General features: G+C 52.3%; 12 protein-coding genes. 6 read left to right on the top strand and 6 right to left on the bottom strand.

The annotated features are described in order from the left end of the window. Positions 1-331 precede the first annotated feature (331 nt). Complete coding sequence (locus tag OSC10802_RS40030) at positions 332-2,698, bottom strand: calcium-binding protein (protein WP_017717249.1); 2,367 nt, start codon at positions 2,696-2,698, stop codon at positions 332-334. 507 nt (positions 2,699-3,205) lie between these two features. Here OSC10802_RS40030 and OSC10802_RS0113260 point away from each other — a divergent pair. The 6 genes from OSC10802_RS0113260 (at position 3,206) to OSC10802_RS0113230 (ending at position 10,724) form a co-directional block, all read left to right on the top strand. Continuing rightward, positions 3,206-5,251, top strand: coding sequence for an FAD-dependent oxidoreductase (locus OSC10802_RS0113260; protein WP_017717246.1), 2,046 nt, complete (start codon positions 3,206-3,208; stop codon positions 5,249-5,251). 540 nt (positions 5,252-5,791) lie between these two features. Next, positions 5,792-7,024, top strand: a complete 1,233-nt coding sequence (locus tag OSC10802_RS40025; protein ID WP_052334307.1) for a serine/threonine protein kinase — start codon at positions 5,792-5,794, stop codon at positions 7,022-7,024. Positions 7,025-7,225: 201 nt separating this feature from the next. Continuing rightward, positions 7,226-8,296, top strand: coding sequence for a serine/threonine protein kinase (locus OSC10802_RS40020; RefSeq protein ID WP_082218278.1), 1,071 nt, complete (start codon positions 7,226-7,228; stop codon positions 8,294-8,296). An 851-nt stretch (positions 8,297-9,147) separates the two neighbouring features. Beyond that, positions 9,148-9,861 carry a Spy/CpxP family protein refolding chaperone gene (locus tag OSC10802_RS54370; RefSeq protein ID WP_232731673.1) on the top strand — a complete coding sequence of 238 codons (714 nt, stop codon included), beginning with the start codon at positions 9,148-9,150 and terminating at the stop codon, positions 9,859-9,861. Between the two features lie 192 nt (positions 9,862-10,053). Continuing rightward, entirely contained in the window at positions 10,054-10,239 is a 186-nt protein-coding gene (locus tag OSC10802_RS0113235; protein ID WP_017717244.1) for a hypothetical protein, read from the top strand. Positions 10,240-10,307: 68 nt separating this feature from the next. Continuing rightward, complete coding sequence (locus OSC10802_RS0113230; RefSeq protein WP_017717243.1) at positions 10,308-10,724, top strand: Spy/CpxP family protein refolding chaperone; 417 nt, start codon at positions 10,308-10,310, stop codon at positions 10,722-10,724. A 214-nt stretch (positions 10,725-10,938) separates the two neighbouring features. On the opposite strand, the gene OSC10802_RS0113225 is transcribed toward OSC10802_RS0113230, so the two are convergent. From OSC10802_RS0113225 to OSC10802_RS0113205, 5 genes are all read right to left on the bottom strand, one after another. Then, complete coding sequence (locus OSC10802_RS0113225; protein ID WP_026098437.1) at positions 10,939-11,610, bottom strand: ABC transporter ATP-binding protein; 672 nt, start codon at positions 11,608-11,610, stop codon at positions 10,939-10,941. Positions 11,611-11,723: 113 nt separating this feature from the next. Further along, positions 11,724-12,989, bottom strand: a complete 1,266-nt coding sequence (locus tag OSC10802_RS0113220) for an ABC transporter permease (protein ID WP_026098436.1) — start codon at positions 12,987-12,989, stop codon at positions 11,724-11,726. A gap of 7 nt (positions 12,990-12,996) precedes the next feature. Beyond that, a complete protein-coding gene (locus tag OSC10802_RS0113215) occupies positions 12,997-14,778 on the bottom strand; it encodes an efflux RND transporter periplasmic adaptor subunit (RefSeq protein ID WP_017717240.1) in 1,782 nt (593 codons plus the stop codon). A 269-nt stretch (positions 14,779-15,047) separates the two neighbouring features. Then, entirely contained in the window at positions 15,048-16,502 is a 1,455-nt protein-coding gene (locus OSC10802_RS0113210; protein WP_017717239.1) for a hybrid sensor histidine kinase/response regulator, read from the bottom strand. Continuing rightward, the gene (locus tag OSC10802_RS0113205; RefSeq protein ID WP_017717238.1) at positions 16,499-22,522 is read right to left on the bottom strand and encodes a hybrid sensor histidine kinase/response regulator; all 6,024 of its coding nucleotides are present in this window, start codon (positions 22,520-22,522) and stop codon (positions 16,499-16,501) included. The genes OSC10802_RS0113210 and OSC10802_RS0113205 overlap by 4 nt, the downstream gene beginning before the upstream one ends. Positions 22,523-22,655: the final 133 nt, after the last annotated feature.

Raw genomic sequence — 22,655 nt, 5'->3', positions numbered from 1 at the left:
AATTTGCACTACGCATCTCTATTTTCACGCTCACAGATAAAGCTGGGAAGGCAATCAGGAGGCTCTGCCCCTTTCAACGGAAAAGCAGGTTAAAAGCCTAACAGCTTAGGGGGCCCGCCCCTACAAACTTTGGGGCATTAGCCCAACTACAAACTGTCCGCCGGCAGTTCGCCCTGGGAGCGCCCTTCCCGGCGGGTACTGGCAGCAGCCCCGGCAAGAAAAAACCCCCTCTCAGTTTTGCTGAGCGGGGGGGTGAGTGAGTGTGTCCAGAGCAGCAGGTTGGGCGCTGCCCAACCCACCTAATTCACACAGTCATTTCGCAAGCGAAAGCCTAGACGAATGTGAAATCTGTTGCCAGAGACACCGCTGTTTGGTCAGCCAAGACACCGATGAGTTCAGCGCCCTTCATAATATAAGTGTCTGCAACGGTGGAGCTGCCGGTATTAGGAGCTAATCCAGAGAACAGCGAGTAGTCACTTGCAGTTCCACTCAGTTGGATTTTATCGGCTTCAGCCACCACAAAGTCTTGAATTATTGCCCAGGAGGTAGCGTCTTGGTAGAAGACGCCGGTGGAATCGCCCAGCACAAAAGTATCTGCCCCCAGCCCACCAGTTAAAGTGTCAACCTCCCCATTGATAGCAGTAGCCGTTGCGCCAATGAGTGTGTCATTTCCATCTGCGCCATTCAGGCTGTCGGAACCCGTTCCGCCCAACATGCTGTCGTTACCATCGCCTCCCAGCATACTGTCGTTACCCGCACCGCCATCGAGGATGTCGTCTTCAGTGCCGCCATCCAGGGTGTCGTTGCCATCACCGCCCAGCATGCTGTCGTTACCCGCATCGCCCCACAAGCTGTCATTTCCAGTGCCGCCATCAAGGGTGTCGTTGCCATCACCGCCCAACATGCTGTCGTTCCCATCGCCGCCGAGCATGCTGTCGTTACCGGCACCGCCATCGAGGAAGTCGTCTTCAGTGCCGCCGTCGAGGGTGTCGTTCCCATCACCGCCCAGCATGCTGTCGTTACCGGCATCGCCCCACAGTTTGTCGTCTTCGGTGCCGCCATCCAGGCTGTCGTTACCAGTGCCGCCCAGCAGGTTATCGTTACCCGCGCCGCCTGACAGGGTATCACTATCTTCGTGACCCCATAGCTGGTCGTTGCCATCGCCGCCCAACATCAGGTCGTTCCCCTCGTGGCCGTACAGTTCGTCGTTCTCAGTGCCGCCATCAAGGGTATCGTTACCGAGTCCGCCATAAAGCAGGTCGTTACCAGCACCGCCTAACAGGCTGTCGTTACCCGCATCGCCCCACAATTTGTCGTCTTCGGTGCCCCCATCGAGGATATCGTTCCCATCACCGCCCCACATGCTGTCGTTACCCGCATTGCCCAGCAGGCTGTCGTTACCCGCACCGCCCAGCATGCTGTCATTACCGGCACCGCCATCGAGGATGTCGTCTTCAGTGCCGCCATTGAGGGTGTCGTTCCCCGCACCGCCCAGCAGGCTGTCGTTACCGGCACCGCCATCGAGGATATCGTCTTCAGTGCCACCATCCAGGGTGTCGTTGCCATCACCGCCCAGCATGCTGTCGTTACCCGCATTGCCCAGCAGGATGTCGTTACCCGCACCGCCCAGCATGCTGTCATTACCGGCACCGCCATCGAGGATGTCGTCTTCAGTGCCGCCATTGAGGGTGTCGTTCCCCGCACCGCCCAGCAGGCTGTCGTTACCGGCACCGCCATCGAGGATATCGTCTTCAGTACCGCCATCCAGGGTGTCGTTCCCCGCACCGCCCAGCATACTGTCGTTACCGGCACCGCCATTGAGGATGTCGTCTTCAGTACCGCCATCAAGCGTGTCGTTCCCCGCACCGCCCAGCAGGCTGTCGTTACCCGCACCGCCGAGGAGGCTGTCGTTTTCAGTGCCACCATCCAGGGTGTCGTTGCCATCACCGCCCAGCATGCTGTCGTTACCGGCATTGCCCAGCAGGCTGTCGTTACCCGCACCGCCCAGCATACTGTCGTTACCGGCACCGCCATCGAGGATGTCGTCTTCAGTACCGCCATCAAGGGTGTCGTTCCCATCACCGCCCAGCATGCTGTCTTTACCCGCACCGCCGAGGAGGCTGTCGTTTTCAGTGCCGCCATCCAAGCTGTCGTTACCAGTTCCGCCGAGCAGGATGTCGTTTCCCGCATCCCCCCACAGTTTGTCGTCTTCAGTGCCGCCATCCAGGCTGTCGTTACCAGTTCCGCCCACCAGGTTATCGTTACCAGCACCTCCTGATAGGGTATCATTATCTTCGTGACCCCATAGCTGGTCGTTGCCATCGCCGCCCAACATCAGGTCATTCCCCTCGTGGCCGTACAGTTCGTCGTTCTCAGTGCCGCCATCAAGGGTATCGTTACCGAGTCCGCCATAAAGCAGGTCATCACCAGAATTTCCTAACAGGCTGTCGTTCCCAGCATCGCCCCACACCCGGTCATTACCAATGTTGCCCAATATCGTGTCGTCATTATTGCCGCCCCACAGATAGTCGTCCCCAGACCAACCATCTATAAGGTCATTGCCGTCACCTCCGCGAATCGTGTCGTTAGCGGTATAGCCAAACAGCGTATCATTACCGCCAAAACCATTTATATCGATGGATTCTGCGCTTTTATAGTAATAGGAATCCGCAGCACTTGTTCCTGTCCAGGTTGCCATTTAAATGACTCCTTATTTGTCTCAGCTTGCTGCTAGTTGCTTTCACCCCTTCCAAAAAGTATTCAGGAAAGTTAGGGAAAAATTTTATATTTTCTCCCCCCGGGCTAGGTTAAGGCCAGAGTGGCGCTACCCCTACCCTCCTTAAAACAGAAAACCGTCGCGCCAATAAATCAAATTTTCAGATTTTTCATCCGCAATCCTACGGATATTAGTTAGCATTGCTCCCGAAACAGGAAGTTTGGTTGCGCAGACAGTCCTGGGAGTGGGAAGCTGCTTTGAAACTTGCCGGTGCGGCTAGATAAGAGCGCCAGGGCTCGGACAGCAGGGGAAAAATTCCGATTTTGGGCCTCCAGGCTTGACCGCAATCGGGATCTTTCACTATCCGGGGGCTACAAATAGGCGTCCGTATGCTTCAGAATGAGCATTTGGGCGCTACCGGCGTCTGTCGCGGACGCCATCAATGGCGTCTTGACCAGAAGGATATACTTAACGAGCAGACTCTTTACCATGCACGCAGCGAGCAGGCAAACCACCGGCAAATCACTGATCAGTTTCACCCTGGGCTTCACTTGGCTGGTGTCATTCATCCCCGCAGCCACAGCCACCCCCCCCCGCACCCCCGACAGACAAGAAACCTGCGAGATATTAGTGGTGGGCGGAGGGCTCGCCGGCGCAGCCACCGCCTATGAAGGCTTGCTTGCCGGTCGCACGGTTTGCATGACCGAAATCACCGACTGGGTGGGGGGCCAAATTTCATCCCAAGGAACTTCCGCCCTCGACGAACGCCCCACCCAGCGCCAGCTGCTGTTCTACCCTCGCGGCTACCTGAAATTTCGACAGCTCCTTAAGGAGCGCTACGACCGGCTCAATCCGGGGGCTTGTTGGGTGAGTGAGTCCTGTTTTCTCCCCCACGACGGGCACAAATTGCTGTTTGAGATTCTGAAAGATGCTGCCAAAGAGGGCAAAGGCAAGCTAAAATGGTATCCTAACACTGTCATAAAGGAACTGGAAATTAGCCCCTCCCGGCAGCAGATTGCCGGCGCGATTGCCATCGGGCACCAACCGGCAGCCGGCGCACCCCCTCTGAATACCGAACCCCTCTCTCAAACCATCGAAGACGCCTATCGCTACGAGAATTCGCGCCGGTTTGACAAAACCATTATCCGCTTCGCGCCGCTGAAAACTGACAGACCGGCTCAGAAACCCGCTGACTGGTACGTCGTGGACGCCACAGAAACCGGCGAACTCGTAGCCCTCGCTGACGTTCCCTACCGGCTGGGTATTGACCCTCGATCCAGCTTGGAGCCCTCCTCTTCCAGCGAAACCGCCGACCCCTACTGCACTCAGGGCTTTACCTATACCTTTGCGATGGAAGCCACGGCGGAACCCCAGCAGCACAAAATGCCGAATTTCTATCCACAATATGCGTCCTATTACAGCTACGAATTGCAGCGGCTGGCGAGTTTTCCCCTAGTTTTCACCTACCGGCGCATTTGGAGCGTGAAGCCGGATGAAACACTGCCGCCAGACCCCCGGAAGTACCCTATCTATCCGGGCGACATCTCCATGCAAAACTGGACGTGGGGCAACGACTACCGGCCAGGAACTGAGGCAGATAACCTAATATACACCCGCGAGCAACTGCAAGCAACCAGCCAGCTGCAGCCCGGAGGCTGGATGGGCGGATTGCGGGTGGAAAGCTTGCGCAAAGCTGAAGAAAAGGCGCTCGGCTTTTTTTACTGGCTCGTCGCCGGCACGACTGATTCCCAGCTGGGTGATGGCGTCAAAAAGCCGCAACCCAACAACCGCTTCCTAGCTGGGTTCGACACTCCGATGGGAACGGCGCACGGACTGTCTAAATATCCGTATATGCGCGAAGGACGGCGGATAATTGGCCGGCCCTCGCCAGGACAGCCTCAAGGGTTTATGGTGTGGGAAGTGGATATCTCTCGCAAAGACTTCCGGAAGGAGGAGGAGTGGTATCGCGCGAACCTGGAGCCTGACTTGTATCGCGGCTTGTGGGAGGGGCTTGCCGGTTTGGACGCCTTAAAGGTGATAACTGACAAGCTGCCGGTGGAGGACACTAAGCAGCGCACCCGCTCGACTATCTACCCGGATTCTGTGGGAATTGGGCACTACGCAATTGACTTTCACCCCTGTATGGAGGGGAGCCCCCCGGAAGCAGCTGGCAATAAAGAGCGCGAGGGCGAACGCCGGGGTGCCGGTACGGCGTATCCGTTCCAAATTCCCCTGCGGGCGATGATTCCCCAGAAAATTGACAATATGCTGGTTGCCGGCAAGAGTATCGCCACATCCCACATCGCCGCCGCCGCCTACCGGGTGCATTCTTTTGAGTGGTCCGCCGGCGCTGCAGCCGGCACTGCGGCGGCGTTTGCTCTGGAAACCGGCAAAATGCCTTACCAGATGGTGCAGTCCTTCCCTGTCTCCGATCCTTCCCTGCTCGCCCTGCAGCAGCGCCTGCAAAGCAATGGCAATCCAGTTGCTTTTCCCAATACTTCGATTTTCAATCAGTCTTGGGACAGCTGGAAATAACTGAGCGTGCCGGTGAAAGTTTCCAGAAACCCGGTTTCTTTAAGTTTCCGGGTTTCTTTAAGACCGGCAGGGGGTAATAAACAGGGTTTTTAAAACTGGGAAAGCTGATATATAGCGGTTCTCAAATAAGTGTGCTAAGATGGTTCTCCTCTTGTAGAGACGCGATAAATCGCGTCTCCCCTCCCCGATAGAGGGCGAAAGCGAAAAATGTACCGCACGCTATGTGAGAAACGCTATATAATGGCACGCGGCCTGTAGGGGCGGCCCCCCGTGGCCGCCCCCGGTTTCTGGCTCCTTCACCAACTTCCAGAAAGCTGGTTTCTTTAAGAAACCGGCTTTCTGAAACCCTGATGGCCAATCCTGTTTGTAGTGAGGGCTTTAGTCCTCTGACGCTGGTGGGGTGAGGAGCTGAAGTGAAATTCCCCCGCAGCGTTCCTCAAAGCGTCACGCCCCCTACTTTTCTTAAGGAAAATTTAAGTAACAGATCGCCAGGGGCAGGCTAGATTGGAATAGATAAAGCTGGTAAGGAATGCCTGCAAGATGCTGCAAGCTGAACAAGTGTTTCAGGGGCGCTATCAACTCCACCGGCAGTTAGGACACAATGCCGGTCGTCAAACTTGGCTGGCGGATGACATTGTATCACACCAGCCGGTGATTGTCAAGCTTCTGGCTTTTAGCCCGCAAATGCAGTGGGAGGAGTTGAAACTGTTTGAGCGGGAAGCTCAAGTCCTCAAACAGCTGTCCCATCCCAAGATTCCTCGCTATCGGGATTATTTTTCGGTGGACAAACAAGCCGGCAGTGGGCTGTGCTGGTTTGGGCTGGTGCACGATTATATTGCCGGTGAATCCCTGCAACAGCTATTAGACACCGGCAAGCACTTCACGGAAGTCCAGGTTAGCTCAATTGCCACCGGCATTTTGGAAATCCTGACTTATCTGCACGAGTTGAACCCGCCGGTGCTACACCGCGACATTAAACCGAGTAACCTGATTTTGGGAGAAGATGAGCAAGTCTATCTGGTTGATTTTGGTGCGGTGCAAGATCCGGTAGCGGTAGAGGGAGCCACTTTTACTGTTGTGGGGACAGCCGGTTACGCGCCGGTGGAGCAATTTTGGGGACGCGCTGTGCCGGCATCCGACCTTTACGCCCTGGGAGCCACCCTTATCCACCTGCTCACCGGCACCCCACCGGTAGATTTGCCGCAGAAGAATTTGCGCATTGAATTTAGGGACAGGGTGAGCGTCAATCGCAATTTTGTGCGCTGGATTGAAGACCTGACAGAGCCAGACCTCAAGCGGCGATTCAGCAGCGCCCGACAGGCGCTTGAGTACCTGAAAGCCGGTTGTAAAAGCCGCCAGATGCCAACAATCCCCAAGCCTGCCGGTAGCCGCGTTCAGCTGAGCAACTCTGCGAGTCATTTGAGGATTGTAATTCCACCGCAGAGGATATTGATAGGAGGCGTATTTAGGATATTTTGGAGAGTGATGCTGTTGGCATGCTTGCTGCTATGGCAGTTCTTTATAAATCTGCTGATAGTGAGTATAGCAATAGGGGTACTGTTGCTAGGAATACCGGCGCTATTTAGGACGATATTGGCTTTTTTTGTGAGCGTGACATCGCTGAATATTTATTTTTTTATAGCCGAGATAATTTGGTTTTTTCTTGTAATTGGGTTTTTTGTTGGGCTGTGTCAGTTATGGATATCTATCAACAGAGAGTTGGGGAGAGTGCGAGATAAATTAAATCAGTTGCTGCTGCATGAATTTGAATGACGCCGAACGCAACTGGTTAGTAGGAGAGATAGAAAATTGGCTTTCTGAAAGATGAGTGACCTTGAGGCGGAGCCTCACGGCTGGCATTCCCAGGCGGAGGCTGGAAGGGGAGTCTGCTCCTCTTGTAGAGACGCGATTTATCGCGTCTCATAACGGACAAATGACAAAGGAAAAGGACAACTGACAAAGGAAAAATTAATCATGCTGCAAACACAACAGGTATTAAACCAACGCTACCAAATCAAACATCAATTAGGACAAAATGCCAGCCGGCAAACTTGGCTGGCAGACGATTTGGAAGCACATGAACAGGTAATTGTCAAGCTGCTGGCTTTTAGCCCCCAGATGCAGTGGGACGAACTCAAACTATTTGAGCGGGAGGCGAAAGTTCTCCAACAGCTGAATCACCCCCGGATTCCCCGCTATCGGGATTATTTTTCCCTGGATGAGCGAGAGGGTGAGGGTTTGCCCTGGTTTGGGTTAGTGCAGAACTATATTCCGGGCGAATCCCTGCGACAGCAACTAGATAGGGGCGAACGCTTTACAGAATCCCAGGTGCGCTCAATTGCCATTCAAGTGCTGGAGATTTTGATTTACTTGCACGAACTCAGCCCGCCGGTGCTGCACCGCGACATCAAACCCAGCAATCTCATATGGGGAAAAGATGGCAAAATCTATCTGGTAGATTTTGGTGCTGTGCGAGACAAAGCCGCTGCAGAGGGCGTCACCTTTACCGTTGTGGGCACCGCCGGTTACGCGCCGATGGAGCAATTTTGGGGAAAAGCCGTACCGGCATCTGACCTCTACGCGCTGGGAGCCACCCTGATTCATTTGTTAACCGGTATTGCGCCGGCAGACTTGCCACAGAGTAATTTGCGCATTGAATTTAGCGACAAAGTTAGCCTAAATGTCGAGTTTTACTGCTGGATTGCAACCCTAGTAGAACCAGCCATAGAAGAGCGATTCAGCACAGCCCGCCAAGCACTTCTTGAGGCACTTAAGATTAGTGATAAGTACAGATATGAAAGCGAAAAATTATCTGATACGAACATAAAAGATATTCGGTTCGGGCGTCTGTTTTGCTTGTCTTTAATATCGGTGACTGTTGTAGGTTGTGTTTTTGTGTTTGCTTGGGCCTATAGTGAGTGGCTCGATGACTGCAACTCTTTCTTTGATGGCGTGAGCGATTTTGTCTCCTGCTGCGTGGAGCGAAAAGAAAAAACATTTGCTAAGTTTTGGAAGTCCGAGGACTGCGAGAGAAATCACTTATAAGCTATGGCGCATTAAATTTACACTATCCATCTCTATCTCTCGTTCCCAGCAGAACCTGGGAACGCAATCTGGAGGCTCTGACTTGGGGAGCATCCCCTTTTTGAAACTACCCTGGTGAGGGCGAAGCATGAGGATTATCAATTGCTGGTTTTGACCGAGAGATTATTCGCCCTCATGCTTCGCCCCTACATAATCGGGACGCTCACCTGACTTGAAAATAGTCTTGTAGTGCCGATGGCACCGTGCTCGCCCCGCCCATCCTATGTGAGGCGAAGTTCGCCGGGAAAAATCTGCCGGCACCTCCAACCTATCAAAATAATGTCCTAGCCTGTGGCCACAATACCATAAAACTGGGCGAGTCACAGCCGGGGCGAGTCACAGCCGGTTGGGGGGTGCGTTTCCCTCCGGCGCAACGCACCCTGCTCATACGGGCAGAGAATTTAACAAGCGTAGGACTTACGCAGAAACCGGGTTTCTGAACCAGACTCCTTGACTTTCATTGCAGGGTATCAAACCAGAAACCCGGTTTCTTTCATGGTTGTGCGTAAGTCCTAAAGCGGCTGAGCGGTGCCGGTCCAGCACTTGTGGCACTGGGCGCAGCCCAGGGGAGCCGGCGAGCTCTGGAGCCGGATATAGCTGTCCCCCTGTCAAACACCAGAAGCGCTAGTCCCGCTTTAACCGGCCAGTGCTGAGTCCAGACCGGCGGTGGTTAGAACAGTCCTTGTGACAGTTGAGGGGTCGAATCCGGATTTTAACCGGCAGTGAACCGCTCTCACCCTTCTCTAGTCTAACCTTACACAACAAACAAATGCGTTGTTGCCACACACCTAAAATCTATAATTTTCTCAGATATGAAGAAGATGAACGCTTTGTCCTTCTTGCCGGGAGCTCTTGCTTTGATACTAGCTGCTTCTCCCATTATTCCCGCCTTCACCAATCCGGCATTTGCCGGCCCTGGCGGGATGGGTGAGCGGGGGATGGAGCAACTGAATTTGACCGCCGATCAGCAGGCCAAAATCAAGCAAATTCACGAGTCAGAACGGCAGCAAATGGATGCTATTCTCACGGACGCTCAGAAGGCACAAATGCGGGCGGCTCGCGATCAACGGCAACGGCCCAACCTTAATCTGACTGAAGACCAAAAAGCCAAAATGGAAGCGATTCGGAAAAATACTCAGAGCCAGATTGACGCCATTTTGACTGCCGATCAAAAACAAAAGCTTCAGGAAATGCGAGCCTCACGGCCAGATGGTGAAATGCCAGCTAAGGAACTGAATTTGACCCCAGACCAGCAGGCCAAAATCAAGCAAATTCACGAGGCCACTCGGCAGCAAATGGATGCTATTCTAACAGCTCAGCAGAAGGCACAAATGGAGGCAGCTCGCCAGCAAGGACAACGGCCCAACCTTAATCTGACTGACGATCAAAAAGCCAAAATGGAAGCGATTCGTAAAAATGCTGAGAGCCAGATGGAAGCCATTTTGACTCCCGAGCAAAAACAAAAGCTTGAGCAATTGCGCCAGCAATGGGGTCAGCGCCGGCAGCAGCAACAGCAATCTAACTAGGGCTACAAAAGTAGGGTGCGTGATAGCGTCAGCCGTAACGCACCGGCAAAAAGTAGGGGGCTTCACAGATGAGCCAAGAGTCTGTTTCTAATGGCCAGTATACTAGCAAACGAGAGAATTAGCCCGCGCAGGCGGGCGAAAGTCCGATCAGCCGCTTCGGCACGCGCTCGCCAGCAGACAAGCAAAAGTGAGATGCTCCCACTGAGCAGTGCCGGTGAAGCGCTTGAGGCTCTCGAAGCAGGGGTGGATTCCACCCAGTTCACCGGCATTCAGCAACTTGCGCCATCAGTGGCGGTTTTCCCATTCTGGAGAGGGCGGTTTGTCCAATCCAGCGGTGCTCAACCAAAAGTGAACCGCTCTCACCCTTCTCCAGTCTAACCTTATACAACAAACAAATGCGTTGTTGTCACACACCTAAAATCTATAATTTTACCCGAATCAACAAGATGAAAGCTTTGTCCTTATTGCCTGGTGCTATTGCTTTGATGTTAGCCGCTTCACCCATGATTACCGCATTCACAAATCCGGCTTTTGCTGACAATGCCCCTAAGCATGAGCGGCTAATGGATCAACTGAATTTGACCGCAGACCAGAAGGCCCAAATCAAGCAAATTCACCAGTCAGAGCGGCAGCAAATTGATGCTCTTCTCACCCAGGAACAGAAGCAACAAATGAGCACCGCTCGGCAGCAACATCAAAAGCCCACTCTTAATCTGACAGACGCCCAAAAAACGCAAATGAAAGCGATTCGGCAAGCGGCTCAGAGCCAGATAAAAGCCATTTTGACTGCCGAGCAACAACAAAAGTTGGATACCTTGCGCCAGCAATGGCGTCAGAACCACAAGCCAAAGTCGTCTAACTAGGCGTCAAATCGTAGTAGGGTGATATCATGTCCGCTTGCATCGGTTATACAAAACCTATGCAAGCGGACATAATATTACTCCACCAGTGAGGTGCTTGCGAAAAAGGGACAGGCAAGATGCCTGTCCTACAAAATATATCCGTAGGGCAGGCGTCTCGCCTGCCCTCAATTTCTAATTGTCCTAACCAATGTGGCTAGTGCTATAGTTTCGGCTTCTAAGCAACCACCAACCCATCTTTAACGTGAATCGTGCGGCGAGTTTGGGCAGCAATATCCGGTTCGTGCGTGACAATAACTATAGTGATGCCTTGACGGTTTAAATCACTCATTAAATCCATCACTTCCTCAGAGGTGTGCGTGTCTAGCGCGCCAGTCGGTTCGTCTGCCAGAACAATGGCGGGACGGTTGACGAGAGCGCGAGCGATGGCGACTCGTTGCTGCTGTCCGCCAGAAAGCTGGCTGGGACGATTTAATAACCGCTCTGCCAAACCGACGCGAGTCAGCGCTTCCTCAGCGCGGCGGCGACGCTCAGACTTAGGAATGCCGGCGTAAACCATCGGCAGCATCACATTTTCCAGTGCGGTAGCGCGGGGGAGTAAATTGAACTGCTGAAACACAAAACCAATCTGCTGATTCCGAATATACGCTAACTCATCGTCACTCAGCGCCGTCAGATTTCTGCCGTCCAGAATGTAGTGCCCACTTGTGGGCCGGTCGAGGCAGCCAATGATGTTCATTAGCGTGGACTTCCCAGAGCCCGACGCGCCCATAATGGCGATATACTCGCCCTCTTCAATATTGAGATTAATTCCCTTCAGAACCGGGACTTCCATTTCGCCGAGGCGATAGTTTTTGGTGATGTCTTCCATCCAGATCGTAGTTGCCATACTGCGCTACTAATTTCTGCGTTTTAAAAGAAAGTCCGCGCAGGCGGACTTTGTTTGTATAGCCGCGATTTCAATCGCCAGGGGGTATCTGCAAAAACGGGACGATCCCCCCTTTAATCGCTGCGCAATGCCGCGATCGGATCGAGCCGTGACGCATTCCGAGCGGGGATAACTCCAGCAATCAGTCCAACGCCCAAGGCGAGGGCAAGACCGGCGAACACTGACCACAGGGAGACGACAAAGGGAAAACTAAATGCCTGAGAAGCTGCAAAAGCCAGACCGACACCGATAGCGACGCCGAGCGCCCCTCCCAGAACAGACACCAAAATCGCTTCGCTCAGAAATTGACTCATAATAGCGCTGTTCGTCGCTCCTATGGCCTTGCGGATGCCGATTTCGCGGGTGCGCTCCACCACAGAAACCAGCATGATGTTGGCAATGCCGATGCCTCCAACAACCAGAGAAATGCCGGCAATCGCGCCCACGAGAACCGTGAACATTCCCACCACGCTGCTGAAGGTGTTGATGATGTCAATCTGATTGCTGATGCGAAAGTCGTCCTGTTTGGGGGGATAAATGTTGTGGCGAATCCGCAGCAAGTTAGTTACCTGAAACTGCGAGGCTTCGAGTTGTACCTGGTCTTTTGCTTTCAGCCAAAATCCACTGATTGCCGTGCCAACAAGAGAGTTGTTGCCCACAAGCCGGGAAGACATATTGGTGAGGGGAATGTAAACCCGATCGTCCTGATCCTGTCCGCCAACAGAGCCTTTAGACTCCATCAGGCCAATCACCGTGTAGCGTGCGTTCTGAATCCGCAGGCTGGCACCAATCGGAGACTCTCCCGGAGAAAACAAGTCACCGTAGACTTTGGTGCCCAACAGCACAACTGCTTGGGCATTATCCATCTCTTCCTCGGTGAAAAACTGCCCTTGTTGCGGGTAAATTTCTTTCACAGTCGGGTAGTTTAGGTCAACCCCCAGGATAAAAGTGGAGGTATTGTTATCGCCATACACCACCTGTCCATTTCTCTGCAAAAAGGCCGTGACGGATTCCGCCGCCGGCACCTGTTTTGCCACCGATCGCGCATCTTCCCAAGTCAGCGTGGATGCCGAACCAAATCCCTGACCAATGCCGCCAGCACGCGCTGTTCCTGCCAGCACTAGCATAACATTTGTTCCCAGGGACTGGATCTGTTGCTCGGTTGCCTTTTGCACTCCCTGCCCAACCGACGTAACCGTAATCACAGAGGCAATGCCGACAATAACTCCCAGCATCGTCAGACTCGTGCGCAGGCGATTGCTCCACAGCGCTTCCACTGCCATTGTCACCACTTCCAGCAGGGAAATATTCGTGGGCCGAATTCGATTTAGCTTTCCCATAATTCTGTCATCCTCCACTTCTTCTGCCGCCGCCACCTCCGCCTGGGCCTGACGGGCCCATCCCCGGGATCATCGAGGGCGTTCTAGAAGCTGGGCGTTCTCCCTTGGGAAAGCTAATCAGAACTTTGTCCCCTTCTTCTAGCCCAGAAACAACGACCGTCTTGTCCTCCACCGTGACGCCGGTGGTGATGGGTTGAAATTTAGGCCGGCCATTCTCTCCCCGACCGGCTACATAAACGCCGGTTCCCTGCTGCTGGCGCACGATTGCTATCGTTGGAACCACCAGGGCATTATCCAGCTTGCCCACGTTAAACTTGGCGCTGACATTCATGCCCACCTGCAACAGGCTGTCGGGATCGTCCAGCGAGATGTGAACCTCAAAGTTGGTGACGTTTTGCTCGACGGTGGACTGGGTTGCTACTTGCGTTACCTTTCCCTGAAAGGACTTGTTTGGATAGGCATCGGCTTCAATCGTGACGCTTTGTCCGACTTTGATTTTTGAGACGCTCGTCTCGGCAACCTTGGCAATAATTTCGTTATTGGAAGCGAGCGCCAGAATAGAAGATGAAGTGGCGGAGGAAACCGAACTGCTAGAGGTTGTTGGCGTGACGAAGGAACCCGGATCGGCGTATTTGCGCGTCACCATGCCGCTAAAAGGAGCGCGAATCACAGTGTCGTCAATTTGTGTTTGGACAGAAAGCAAAGAACCCTCAGCACTCATCACTTGAGCGCGAGCTTGTGCGATTTCTTCCGGACGGGCACCGGCTTGCTGTAAATTGAGTGCCTGTTTTGCCTGCTCTACCTGTGCTTTTGCCTGTGCGATCTCTTCCGGACGAGCACCGGCTCGCTGCAGGTTAAGTGCCTGTTTTGCCTGTTCTACCTGTGCCTTTGCCTGTGCGATTTCTTCCGGACGCGCACCTGACTGCTGTAAATTGAGTGCCTGTTTTTCCTTTTCTACCTGTGCTTTAGCGCTCTCATAGGAGCTGCGCGAGCTGTCAAGTTCCCGCAGGGAGATCGCACCGGATTTATATAGCTCCTGATTCTGATTGTAGGTGAGTTCCGCCTGTTGCAAATTGGCTTGTGCGGAAGCGACTTGAGCTTGCGCTTGGCCGATTTCTTGGGGGCGATTGCCCGCCTGCAGCCGGTCGAGGTTCGCCTGCGCGGATGCCAGTTGCGCTTCTGCTTGGGCGATTTCCTGGGGGCGATTCCCCGCCTGCAGCCGGTCGAGGTTCGCCTGCGCGGATGCCAGTTGCGCTTCTGCTTGGGCGATTTCCTGGGGGCGATTGCCCGCCTGCAGCCGGTCGAGGTTCGCCTGCGCGGATGCGACTTGGCCTTTGGCCTGAGTGAGCTGTCCCTGGAACTGGGAGTCATCCATATATGCCAGAATTTGCCCCTTTCCGACCCGATCTCCCTCTTTCACCAGCAATTGCTTGAGGACTCCAGAAGTCTTCGGACTCACATTGACGGAGAGCTCAGGCTGCACGGTGCCATTGGCTGAAATGCTCACCGGCACATCAATACGCTCCACTGTGACCGTTTGAACTCGGCGTCTGGCTTCCTGGCGCTGAGTGGCGGCTAACTGAGTGTACCCAACATAGCTCCCACCGGCTAACAGGGTGAGAAGCAGAAGTCCGAGCAACCATTTCGGAACTTTCGCTGTAAACTTAATCCTGTCTTTCACAAATCCAAGTTTCTGGTCCCCTTCTGGCTCCTCCACTTGGCCCACCGGACGGTCCAGACTAGATTCAAGCATTTCTGGCCCCTTATTCATCTTCTGTTCAAAAATCATCTTTTTTAGACCGGAGAATTTTGGCAGAGGTTCAAACTAGGGTGTGGGTTCTCATGCCTGCGGCAGAGCCTGCTTTTCGAGCCGGCTCTGTGTTAAAGTAAGTTAATAGAACTGCCTACAGCTATCATAAATCATTTTTGAAATCCGCCGCTAGGAGCCCAAGACGGAAAAGCCCTTATTGCCCAAGCTGTTTGGGCCGGTAACAATCTCTTTTATTTCACGATTCAAAGAGGATTGCTACCAGCACTTTGCGCTAAAACGTATTGCCTTCACCCACACAGCTGCAGATACTGCTGTTGAATCGGGATTTCGATCGCAAACTCCGTCCCCTGACTGGGGTGAGAAACACATGCCAGCTTGCCCCGGTGCTTTTCTACGACAATTTGCCAGCTAATCGACAGCCCAATTCCAGTGCCTTTGCCGGGCGGTTTGGTCGTAAAAAAGGGATCGAAAATGTGGCGGCGCACCTCTTCTGACATTCCTGGGCCATTGTCGGCGATTCTGACAGCTATGTGATGCCGGTCTGTCACCTCGGTGCGAATCCGGATAGAGCTGGGATTGGCCTTAATTTCTTCAGGCGTCCTCTGTTTGTTGTGCTCATCTATCGCATCGATCGCATTCGCCAAGATATTCATAAAAACTTGATTCAGTTCGCCGCCATAGCACTCCACCAAGGGCAGATTTGGGCAATACTCCTTAATCACCTCAATGCCAGGGCGGTCGGACTTAAATTTGAGCCGGTTGTGCAAAATCATCAGCGTGCTGTCAATGCCCTCGTGGACATTCACCGGCTTCATTTCCAAGGAATCCTGGCGCGAGAATTGGCGCAGCGAGAGGACAATCTGGCGGATGCGCTCGGCTCCTATTTGCATGGACGCGATCAGTTTCGGCAAGTCTTCGACAATAAAATCGAGCTCGTTGGCCTCGGCTTTTTCAACAATCTCTGGCGCAGGATCGGGATAAATCTGCTGGTAAAGGCTGAGGACATCTAGCAGATTATCGCTATAGTCGCGAACGTAAGAAAGGTTTCCGTAAATAAAATTAACCGGATTATTGATTTCGTGAGCTACCCCAGCCACCAACTGCCCCAAAGCTGACATTTTTTCGCTTTGAATCAGCTGAGTTTGCGTTTCTTGGATCTGCCGGAGCGAGCGCTGCAATGTTTCCTCGGCTTGCTGCCGCTCTCCTATTTCCTGTTGCAGCCTCAAATTTGCTCGCCTCAGTTCTACTGTCCGCTCTTCTACTCGCTCTTCTAACTCCTCTGCTAGTTTTTTTCGCTCGGCAACTTCTTCTTGCAAACGCTCATTTTGAGCCAGGAGGGTTTTGGCCATCTTTCGCACACTCAGATGGGTTTGAACCCTCGCTAAAACCTCTTCCTGCTGAATCGGCTTGGTGATATAGTCCACCGCTCCCGCATTAAAACCTTTTACCTTATTTTCCGTGTCGGCTAGCGCCGTCATAAAAATCACGGGAATGTCTTTTGTTATCTCCGAAGCTTTTAATCGCTGGCAAGTTTCAAACCCATCCATCCCCGGCATGAGGACGTCAAGCAGGATAATATCCGGCGGAGAATATTCCACTTTATTAATAGCGCTTTGACCGTTGCGAGCGACCAATACCTTGAAGCAATATAGGGTTAAAAACTCAAACAGCAATTGCAAATTATTCGGACTGTCATCTACGACTAAAATCGTGTCCTGTTCAGCAGATGATTCGCCTATCATGCGTTCCCCTCCATATACTGCTCTACGAATGCTAAAATTTTTTCTTCTTCAAAATCTTTGGCCAATTGGATCAAATGGCTGGCAAAAGGCCCATACTTGGCTTCTAAATGTTGCAGTCTTTCGGACTGTTTCTGGATGCCTCCGAGATCGCCACTCATCGCGAGATCGAAAAGTACAGCCAACTCTTCAACAGGAGGAGGAATAATCTCTGGTTCTGAGATTTCTCCAGAGAGAGTTGGGGCTTGGACATCAAGAGCGGGCATTTCCGACTCTTCATAAATCCATTCTAAACCTAAATGTAAGCGCAGGCACTCTAAAAGTTCTTCGGCTCGGACGGGTTTGGGGACAAAAGCATTGCAACCGGCTTCCAAACTCCCCTGGAATTCGGCGGACAGAACACTGGCCGAAGTGCCAATGACTGGAACCTCTTTCAGATCCGAAGACTTGCGAATTCGCCGCGTGGCCTCAAAGCCGTCCATCACCGGCATCACCAAATCCATTAAAATACAGTCGGGCTTAAAGGACAGGGCTTTATTCAGACAGTCTTGCCCGTCGGTGGCCTCAATCACTTCAAACCCAAGGGGAGACAGCAGATTGACGACCACTGATCGATTTTCCCATTTATCGTCTGCAACCATAATTTTCCGCTTCGCACCGGCAAACCCCCTGACGATTTTTTCAGTTTTCTTTTGACTTGCCCTCCAGTCTTCCACTGCGGGCAACTCCAGATCGAACCAGAAAGCGCTGCCTTTCCCTAAAGTGCTTTCGACTTTCAGTTCGCCGCCCATCATCTCGACGATTTGCCGGCTAATGGCCAGCCCCAGTCCGGTTCCTTCTGTCTGGCGAATCGTGTCGCCCACCTGCTCAAAGGGCAAAAATATCTTTGACAGCTGATCGGCGGCGATCCCGACGCCAGTGTCTTCTACTTGAAAGCGAATTTTCGGAACTGCCGGTCGCCAAGATGGCCCACTGCCGGTCGCCCACTCCCCATTCTCTATGACTCCTACCTTGAACGTCACCCCCCCCGCTTCGGTAAATTTTACGGCATTGCCGAGTAAGTTAATTATAACTTGCCGCAACCTTTTCTCGTCAGCGCGGATGCCGGTGGGCAGTGGCGTCATCGGCTCGTACATCAGCGCGATTCCCTTCTGTTCGCCTTTGATGCGGCAGATTTCAACAATCCCTTGCAGGAAATCCGAAAAAAGAAACTCGCTGGGGTGGAGTTCCATTTTGCCGGCTTCAATTTTCGACAAATCTAAAATGTCATTGATTAAGGTGAGCAGGTGCTCGCCGCACTGGTGAATGATGTGAACTCCAACGTTTTGCTTTTCGGTGAAGTTTTTGTTGTGTTTGAGGATTTGAGCGTACCCCAAAATCCCGTTGAGCGGCGTTCTCAGTTCGTGGCTCATGTTGGCGAGAAATTGACTCTTGGCCCGGTTCGCTGCTGCGGCGGCTTGCTCGGCCAGCTGCCGCTCTTTGATTTCCACTTCCAGCCGCGCATTTTTTTCTTGGAGTTCCTGAGTTCGCTCCTCAACTTTGGCTTCTAACTTGTGGCTGTATTCCTCTAATTGCTGTTTGGCGGTTTCTAAATCCGCATAGATGCGGGCATTTTCCAGGGCGATAGCAGCCTGAGCGGATAGCATGCGCAACACTTCCACCCGGTTGGGCGTAAAAGCCCCCACAATTAGGTTGTTTTCCAGATAGAGAACTGCATTGAGTTTGCCTTGAGAGAAAATTGGCGCGCACAGGAGAGATTTTGGTTTGTGCTGGCTGATGTATGGGTCAGTGTTAAACATGCCCTCGCGAATGGCATCGTTTAAAACCGCATCTTTCTGAGTCCGGGTGACATAATTGAGCACCGAGAGGGGGAGCAGCCCAGAAGTGGCCACCGGCAGGGATTGCAGCACCCGCACCTCATCTTTAGTCCCAGACGCTTCTACGACAAATTGACCGGATTTTGATAAAAGGAGCGCTCCCGTTTCCGCCCCCGCATTTTCTATCAAAATTTTCATCAGCTTATCCAGCAGGTTGGCGAGAATTATTTCGCCAGAAATGGCTTGCGACGCTTTCATCACCGCTGCCAAATCCAGAAATTGTGTTGGATTGCCGGTGTTCGTTAAATGTGTGACAGTCGCTGCGCGATCTGCGGGAGTTTCTGCCAGCGGCGATCGCATAATTAATTGCGGGTATCGCGCTTCCAAATCTTCAACTTTAGCTTTGGCTCCCCAGCGGATATAGCCATAGTAGGCATCCGTCATATAAGTTTTAGCCATCTTCTTTCTGCCCAGGGATAGCTGAAACTCCGCCGCCAGCTCATTTGCTAGCGCTTCTTCCTGGATATATTTCTGCTGCCCAGCTTCTTCAATTGCCCGTTCGTAAAAATCCACTGCTCTCTCACATAGCCCCAGAACTCGCGCTCTCTCCGCTTCAACCAAGTCATACTTATGCTGGAAGTTCTGCGGAGCGTGGCTGGCCCAATTCCTCATCTTTTCTTGATTGACTTCTACTTCGCTCAGGTACTGCTCTTTCTCTTGCGGTTGGGCTTTCGGATACAGCGCTAAGAGAGCCAGAGAGTGGTAGAAGTTGTAGAAGACACTGTGCATTGACCCACTTCCGAAGCCGGCATATTCTAACCCTAATCTTGCGCTCGCTAGCGCACCTTCATAATCTTTGAAGGAATAAAGGAGAATAATTTTAGCGACCCAGTACAGGAAGATCACAGTTCCATTGTTTGACTGCTTTAGGGAAGAAATTACTTTCTCCTCTTCGCGGCCAAGCAAACTATATCTGTCTGCTGTTTGGCCCAGCCACCTCCGAACCAATTGCCGGAAAAAATCGATACATAAAGTATCGTGTTCTTGCTTGAGCTTGACCGTCATATCGACATATTTTGTCTGCTCGCGCTCAACTTTTTCCAGATCCTCCCCACTAAAAATCATAAAATAGCAATAATGTGAGGCAGCGTGACAGGCAAATTCTAAATCGCCCACTTCTAGGGCAATTTGAATGCCCTCACTCAAAGGATATAGGTTTTCCCTGATAGGCTCTTTCCAGTGTCGGGCAATTCCGTAATATACAGGAATAATTTTGCATTTAATCTGTTTGGCGTCAATTTTATCTAGCAAAGTAACGGCTTGTTTGCCAAAGCGATATCCAGACTCTATATCTCCCATTGGCCCACACAAGACCGCCCCATACCAAACATAGGCATAAGCAGATTCGGGCGAATTCCCATACTTGAGCGACAGCGAGATCATCGTAAACAGAACCGGCAGCAGCATCGCAGCATTTCCCAGATAAGCCGCTATGACAATGGCCATTAATATCCGCATGGCGGCAAGTTTCTCGATATCTGTCATTGCCGGCAGGTCAGCTAGATCGTCAATAATCAATTCTTGCGGGGGTTCTTGTTGCAGGCGAACACCCAACATTTCCAGAATCTCTATGCCGGTGCCTACAGCTGCCGGCATCCGGTTTTGAGCGATATTAAACTGAATCTTCAGCTCGTAAACCTTGACGTTTTCCAGCAGGGTTTTCGCCTGTTTCAGGATGGCCTCAGCTAACTGTTGCGAACGCTCAAAGTTGGTGGCTGTGAATTCGGCTTCTGCCGCTTCCAGATGCAGGGTTAAGGTCAGCTCATACTGGCTGTCCCAGCTATCTGCAGCCAAAAGTCCCAAACCGACATTCAAATATTTGACAGCCGACTCATACGCGGTTGCCGCTTTCGCTTTTTGACCGGCGGTCAGATTCAGAGACGCCAGCTCGTATTTTTCCGCTTCAGAAGCGATCGAGTCAGTCCCGTAATTCAGCTGGTTGACGAGAGCGAAGATATTTTCTTTTCGCTCTTCAGGCGCTGTGCTTTGCAGCAGCAGTTTGCCAATTCTCAGGTGTGTCTCTTTTTTCCGGCTATCCGGAATCAGAGAATAAGCAGCTTGCTGCACTCGGTCGTGCAAAAACTTGTAGTCAACCCTGACATCCGTTAAACTAATCCCGCCCGATTCCTCCTGACTGAAGAGCAGCGGAATTTTGTACTCGTTGCTTAAAGGCAAAATCAAACCGGCCTGAAGTGCCGGCCACAACTGCGCTGCAGTCACTAAGGAGGATTTCTCACTGACAGTGGCCAAAACTTCTAAGTTAAACGTGCTGCCCATACAAGCTGCCAGCTTTAAAACTTCCTGCGTCTCGCTTGACAGTTTGCGAAGATTTCTGGCAATCAACTCGACAACGTTATAGTCGGTAAGGCCAATGGCTTGAATTTGCGCCAGGGACCACTGCCACCCGCCCGAGTATATGTCATAGACTAACAGGTCTTCCTGGTACAGGGTTTTCAGCAGTTGCGTTAAGAAGAAGGGATTCCCCTGAGTTTTGTTGAACAGTAACTCTGATAGCTGCTTAACCGAAACCCCCTCATTTAAAGTATCAGCGATTAATTCTTCAACGTGAGCCAGCTGTAACGGGCCGAGTTCGATATCGTTTACAGTCGCACCAGCTTGGCGAATCTTTTCAATTGTCTGGACCGTAGGATGCGTCGGAAAAACTTCATTGTCTCGATACGCGCCAATCAGCAGCAGATATTGGCTGTCGCTGTCGGTCATCAGCAGTTCAATTAATTTCAGCGATGCCGAATCCGCCCACTGCAAGTCATCTAAGAAAACAGCGAGGGGGTGTTCTTTTGCTGTAAATACGCCGATGAATTGTTTAAATACCCGACTGAAGCGGTTTTGCGATTCAGCCGCCCCCAGTTGCGCTACGGGTGGCTGCTTGCCGGCAATCAGCTCGACTTCCGGAATCACGTCGATAATGACTTGCCCGTTCCCTCCCAGTGCCGCCAGCAGTTTTTCTTTCCAACTTTGGATTTGCGCTTCACTTTCGGTTAGCAGTTGCTGGATTAATGACTGAAACGCTTGAATCAAGGAAGCGTAAGGAATATTCCGCTTGAACTGGTCAAACTTCCCCGCAATAAAATACCCGCGCTGCCGCACAATGGGTTTGTGCACTTCACTCACCAACACGGTTTTCCCGATGCCGGAATAACCGGCAACGAGCATCAGTTCGGCACTGCCGGCAGAAACCCGCTCGAACGTTTCCAGAAGCGTGCCAACTTCCGCCTCCCTCCCGTACAGTTTTTGCGGGATCAGCAATTGCCCCGCTCTATCGGCACTGCCGGCTGTAAAGTCGAAAGTTGCGCCAACAGTTTGCAGCTTCACCAGACAGGTTTCCAGGTCAAACTTCAGCCCCAGGGCGCTTTGATACCGGTCTTCTGCAGTTTTGGCCAGTAATTTCATCACAATATTTGAAATCGCCTCTGGGATTTCCGGATTCAGCGCGCGAGGCGGCACCGGCATCTTAGCAATATGGCTGTGCACCAATTCCATCGGATCGCTGGCGTTAAATGGCAACTCCCCCGTCAGCATTTCATAAAATGTAACGCCCAGCGAATAAAAGTCTGTCCGGTAGTCCACTGACCGGTTCATCCTGCCCGTTTGCTCCGGTGACATGTAGGCGAGCGTGCCTTCCAGCAAGTCAGGATGGCTGAGTGTCGGGTTTTCTTTCTCCAACCGCGAAGAAATACTAAAATCAATAATTTTGACTTGCCCGCTCTCCGAATTTATGATAATATTGTGCGGCTTTATATCTTTATGAATAATTTGATTTTTGTGAAGCTCCCCCAGAGCGGACGCCAGCTGAATCCCCAGCCCCAAAAACTCAACTGCAGGCACCGGCAGAGAATTCATCCAATTTTTCAGCGAGCCCGCCCCAAAATCTTCTAAAATCAGGGCCAAGCCATTTTGAGAGCTTTCTAAGCCATAGGTTTTGACAATCCCCTCACTGTCGAGCCCTTGCAGGATTTTATGCTCGTGCCGCAAGCGGGTAATATCCTCCAGCGTCGGATACTCCGACTTTAGGGTTTTGATGATAGCGCTGGCACCCTCCGCCTCCCACCGGCAGCGATAAACGACCGTTCTCACTCCCGTGTGGATGGCTTCTATGATTTGGTATCCCCGTAGGGTGATGTTCATTCAGCTTCTCCCGATCTGTACAAAGAAAGCCAGTCAGAGGCAGCCCGCTAAACGTGTCCCACACTCACCGGCATGCCGCGCCAAGCCATCGAGCTTGACCGGACATCTCCTGCTCTCATCCTCTCTATATAAT

The organism is Kamptonema formosum PCC 10802, assembly GCF_000332335.1.
Classification (GTDB): domain Bacteria; phylum Cyanobacteriota; class Cyanobacteriia; order Cyanobacteriales; family Oscillatoriaceae; genus Oscillatoria.
Note: the sequence above shows the minus strand (reverse complement) of the source record. Positions and strands in the feature narration are given on the sequence as shown.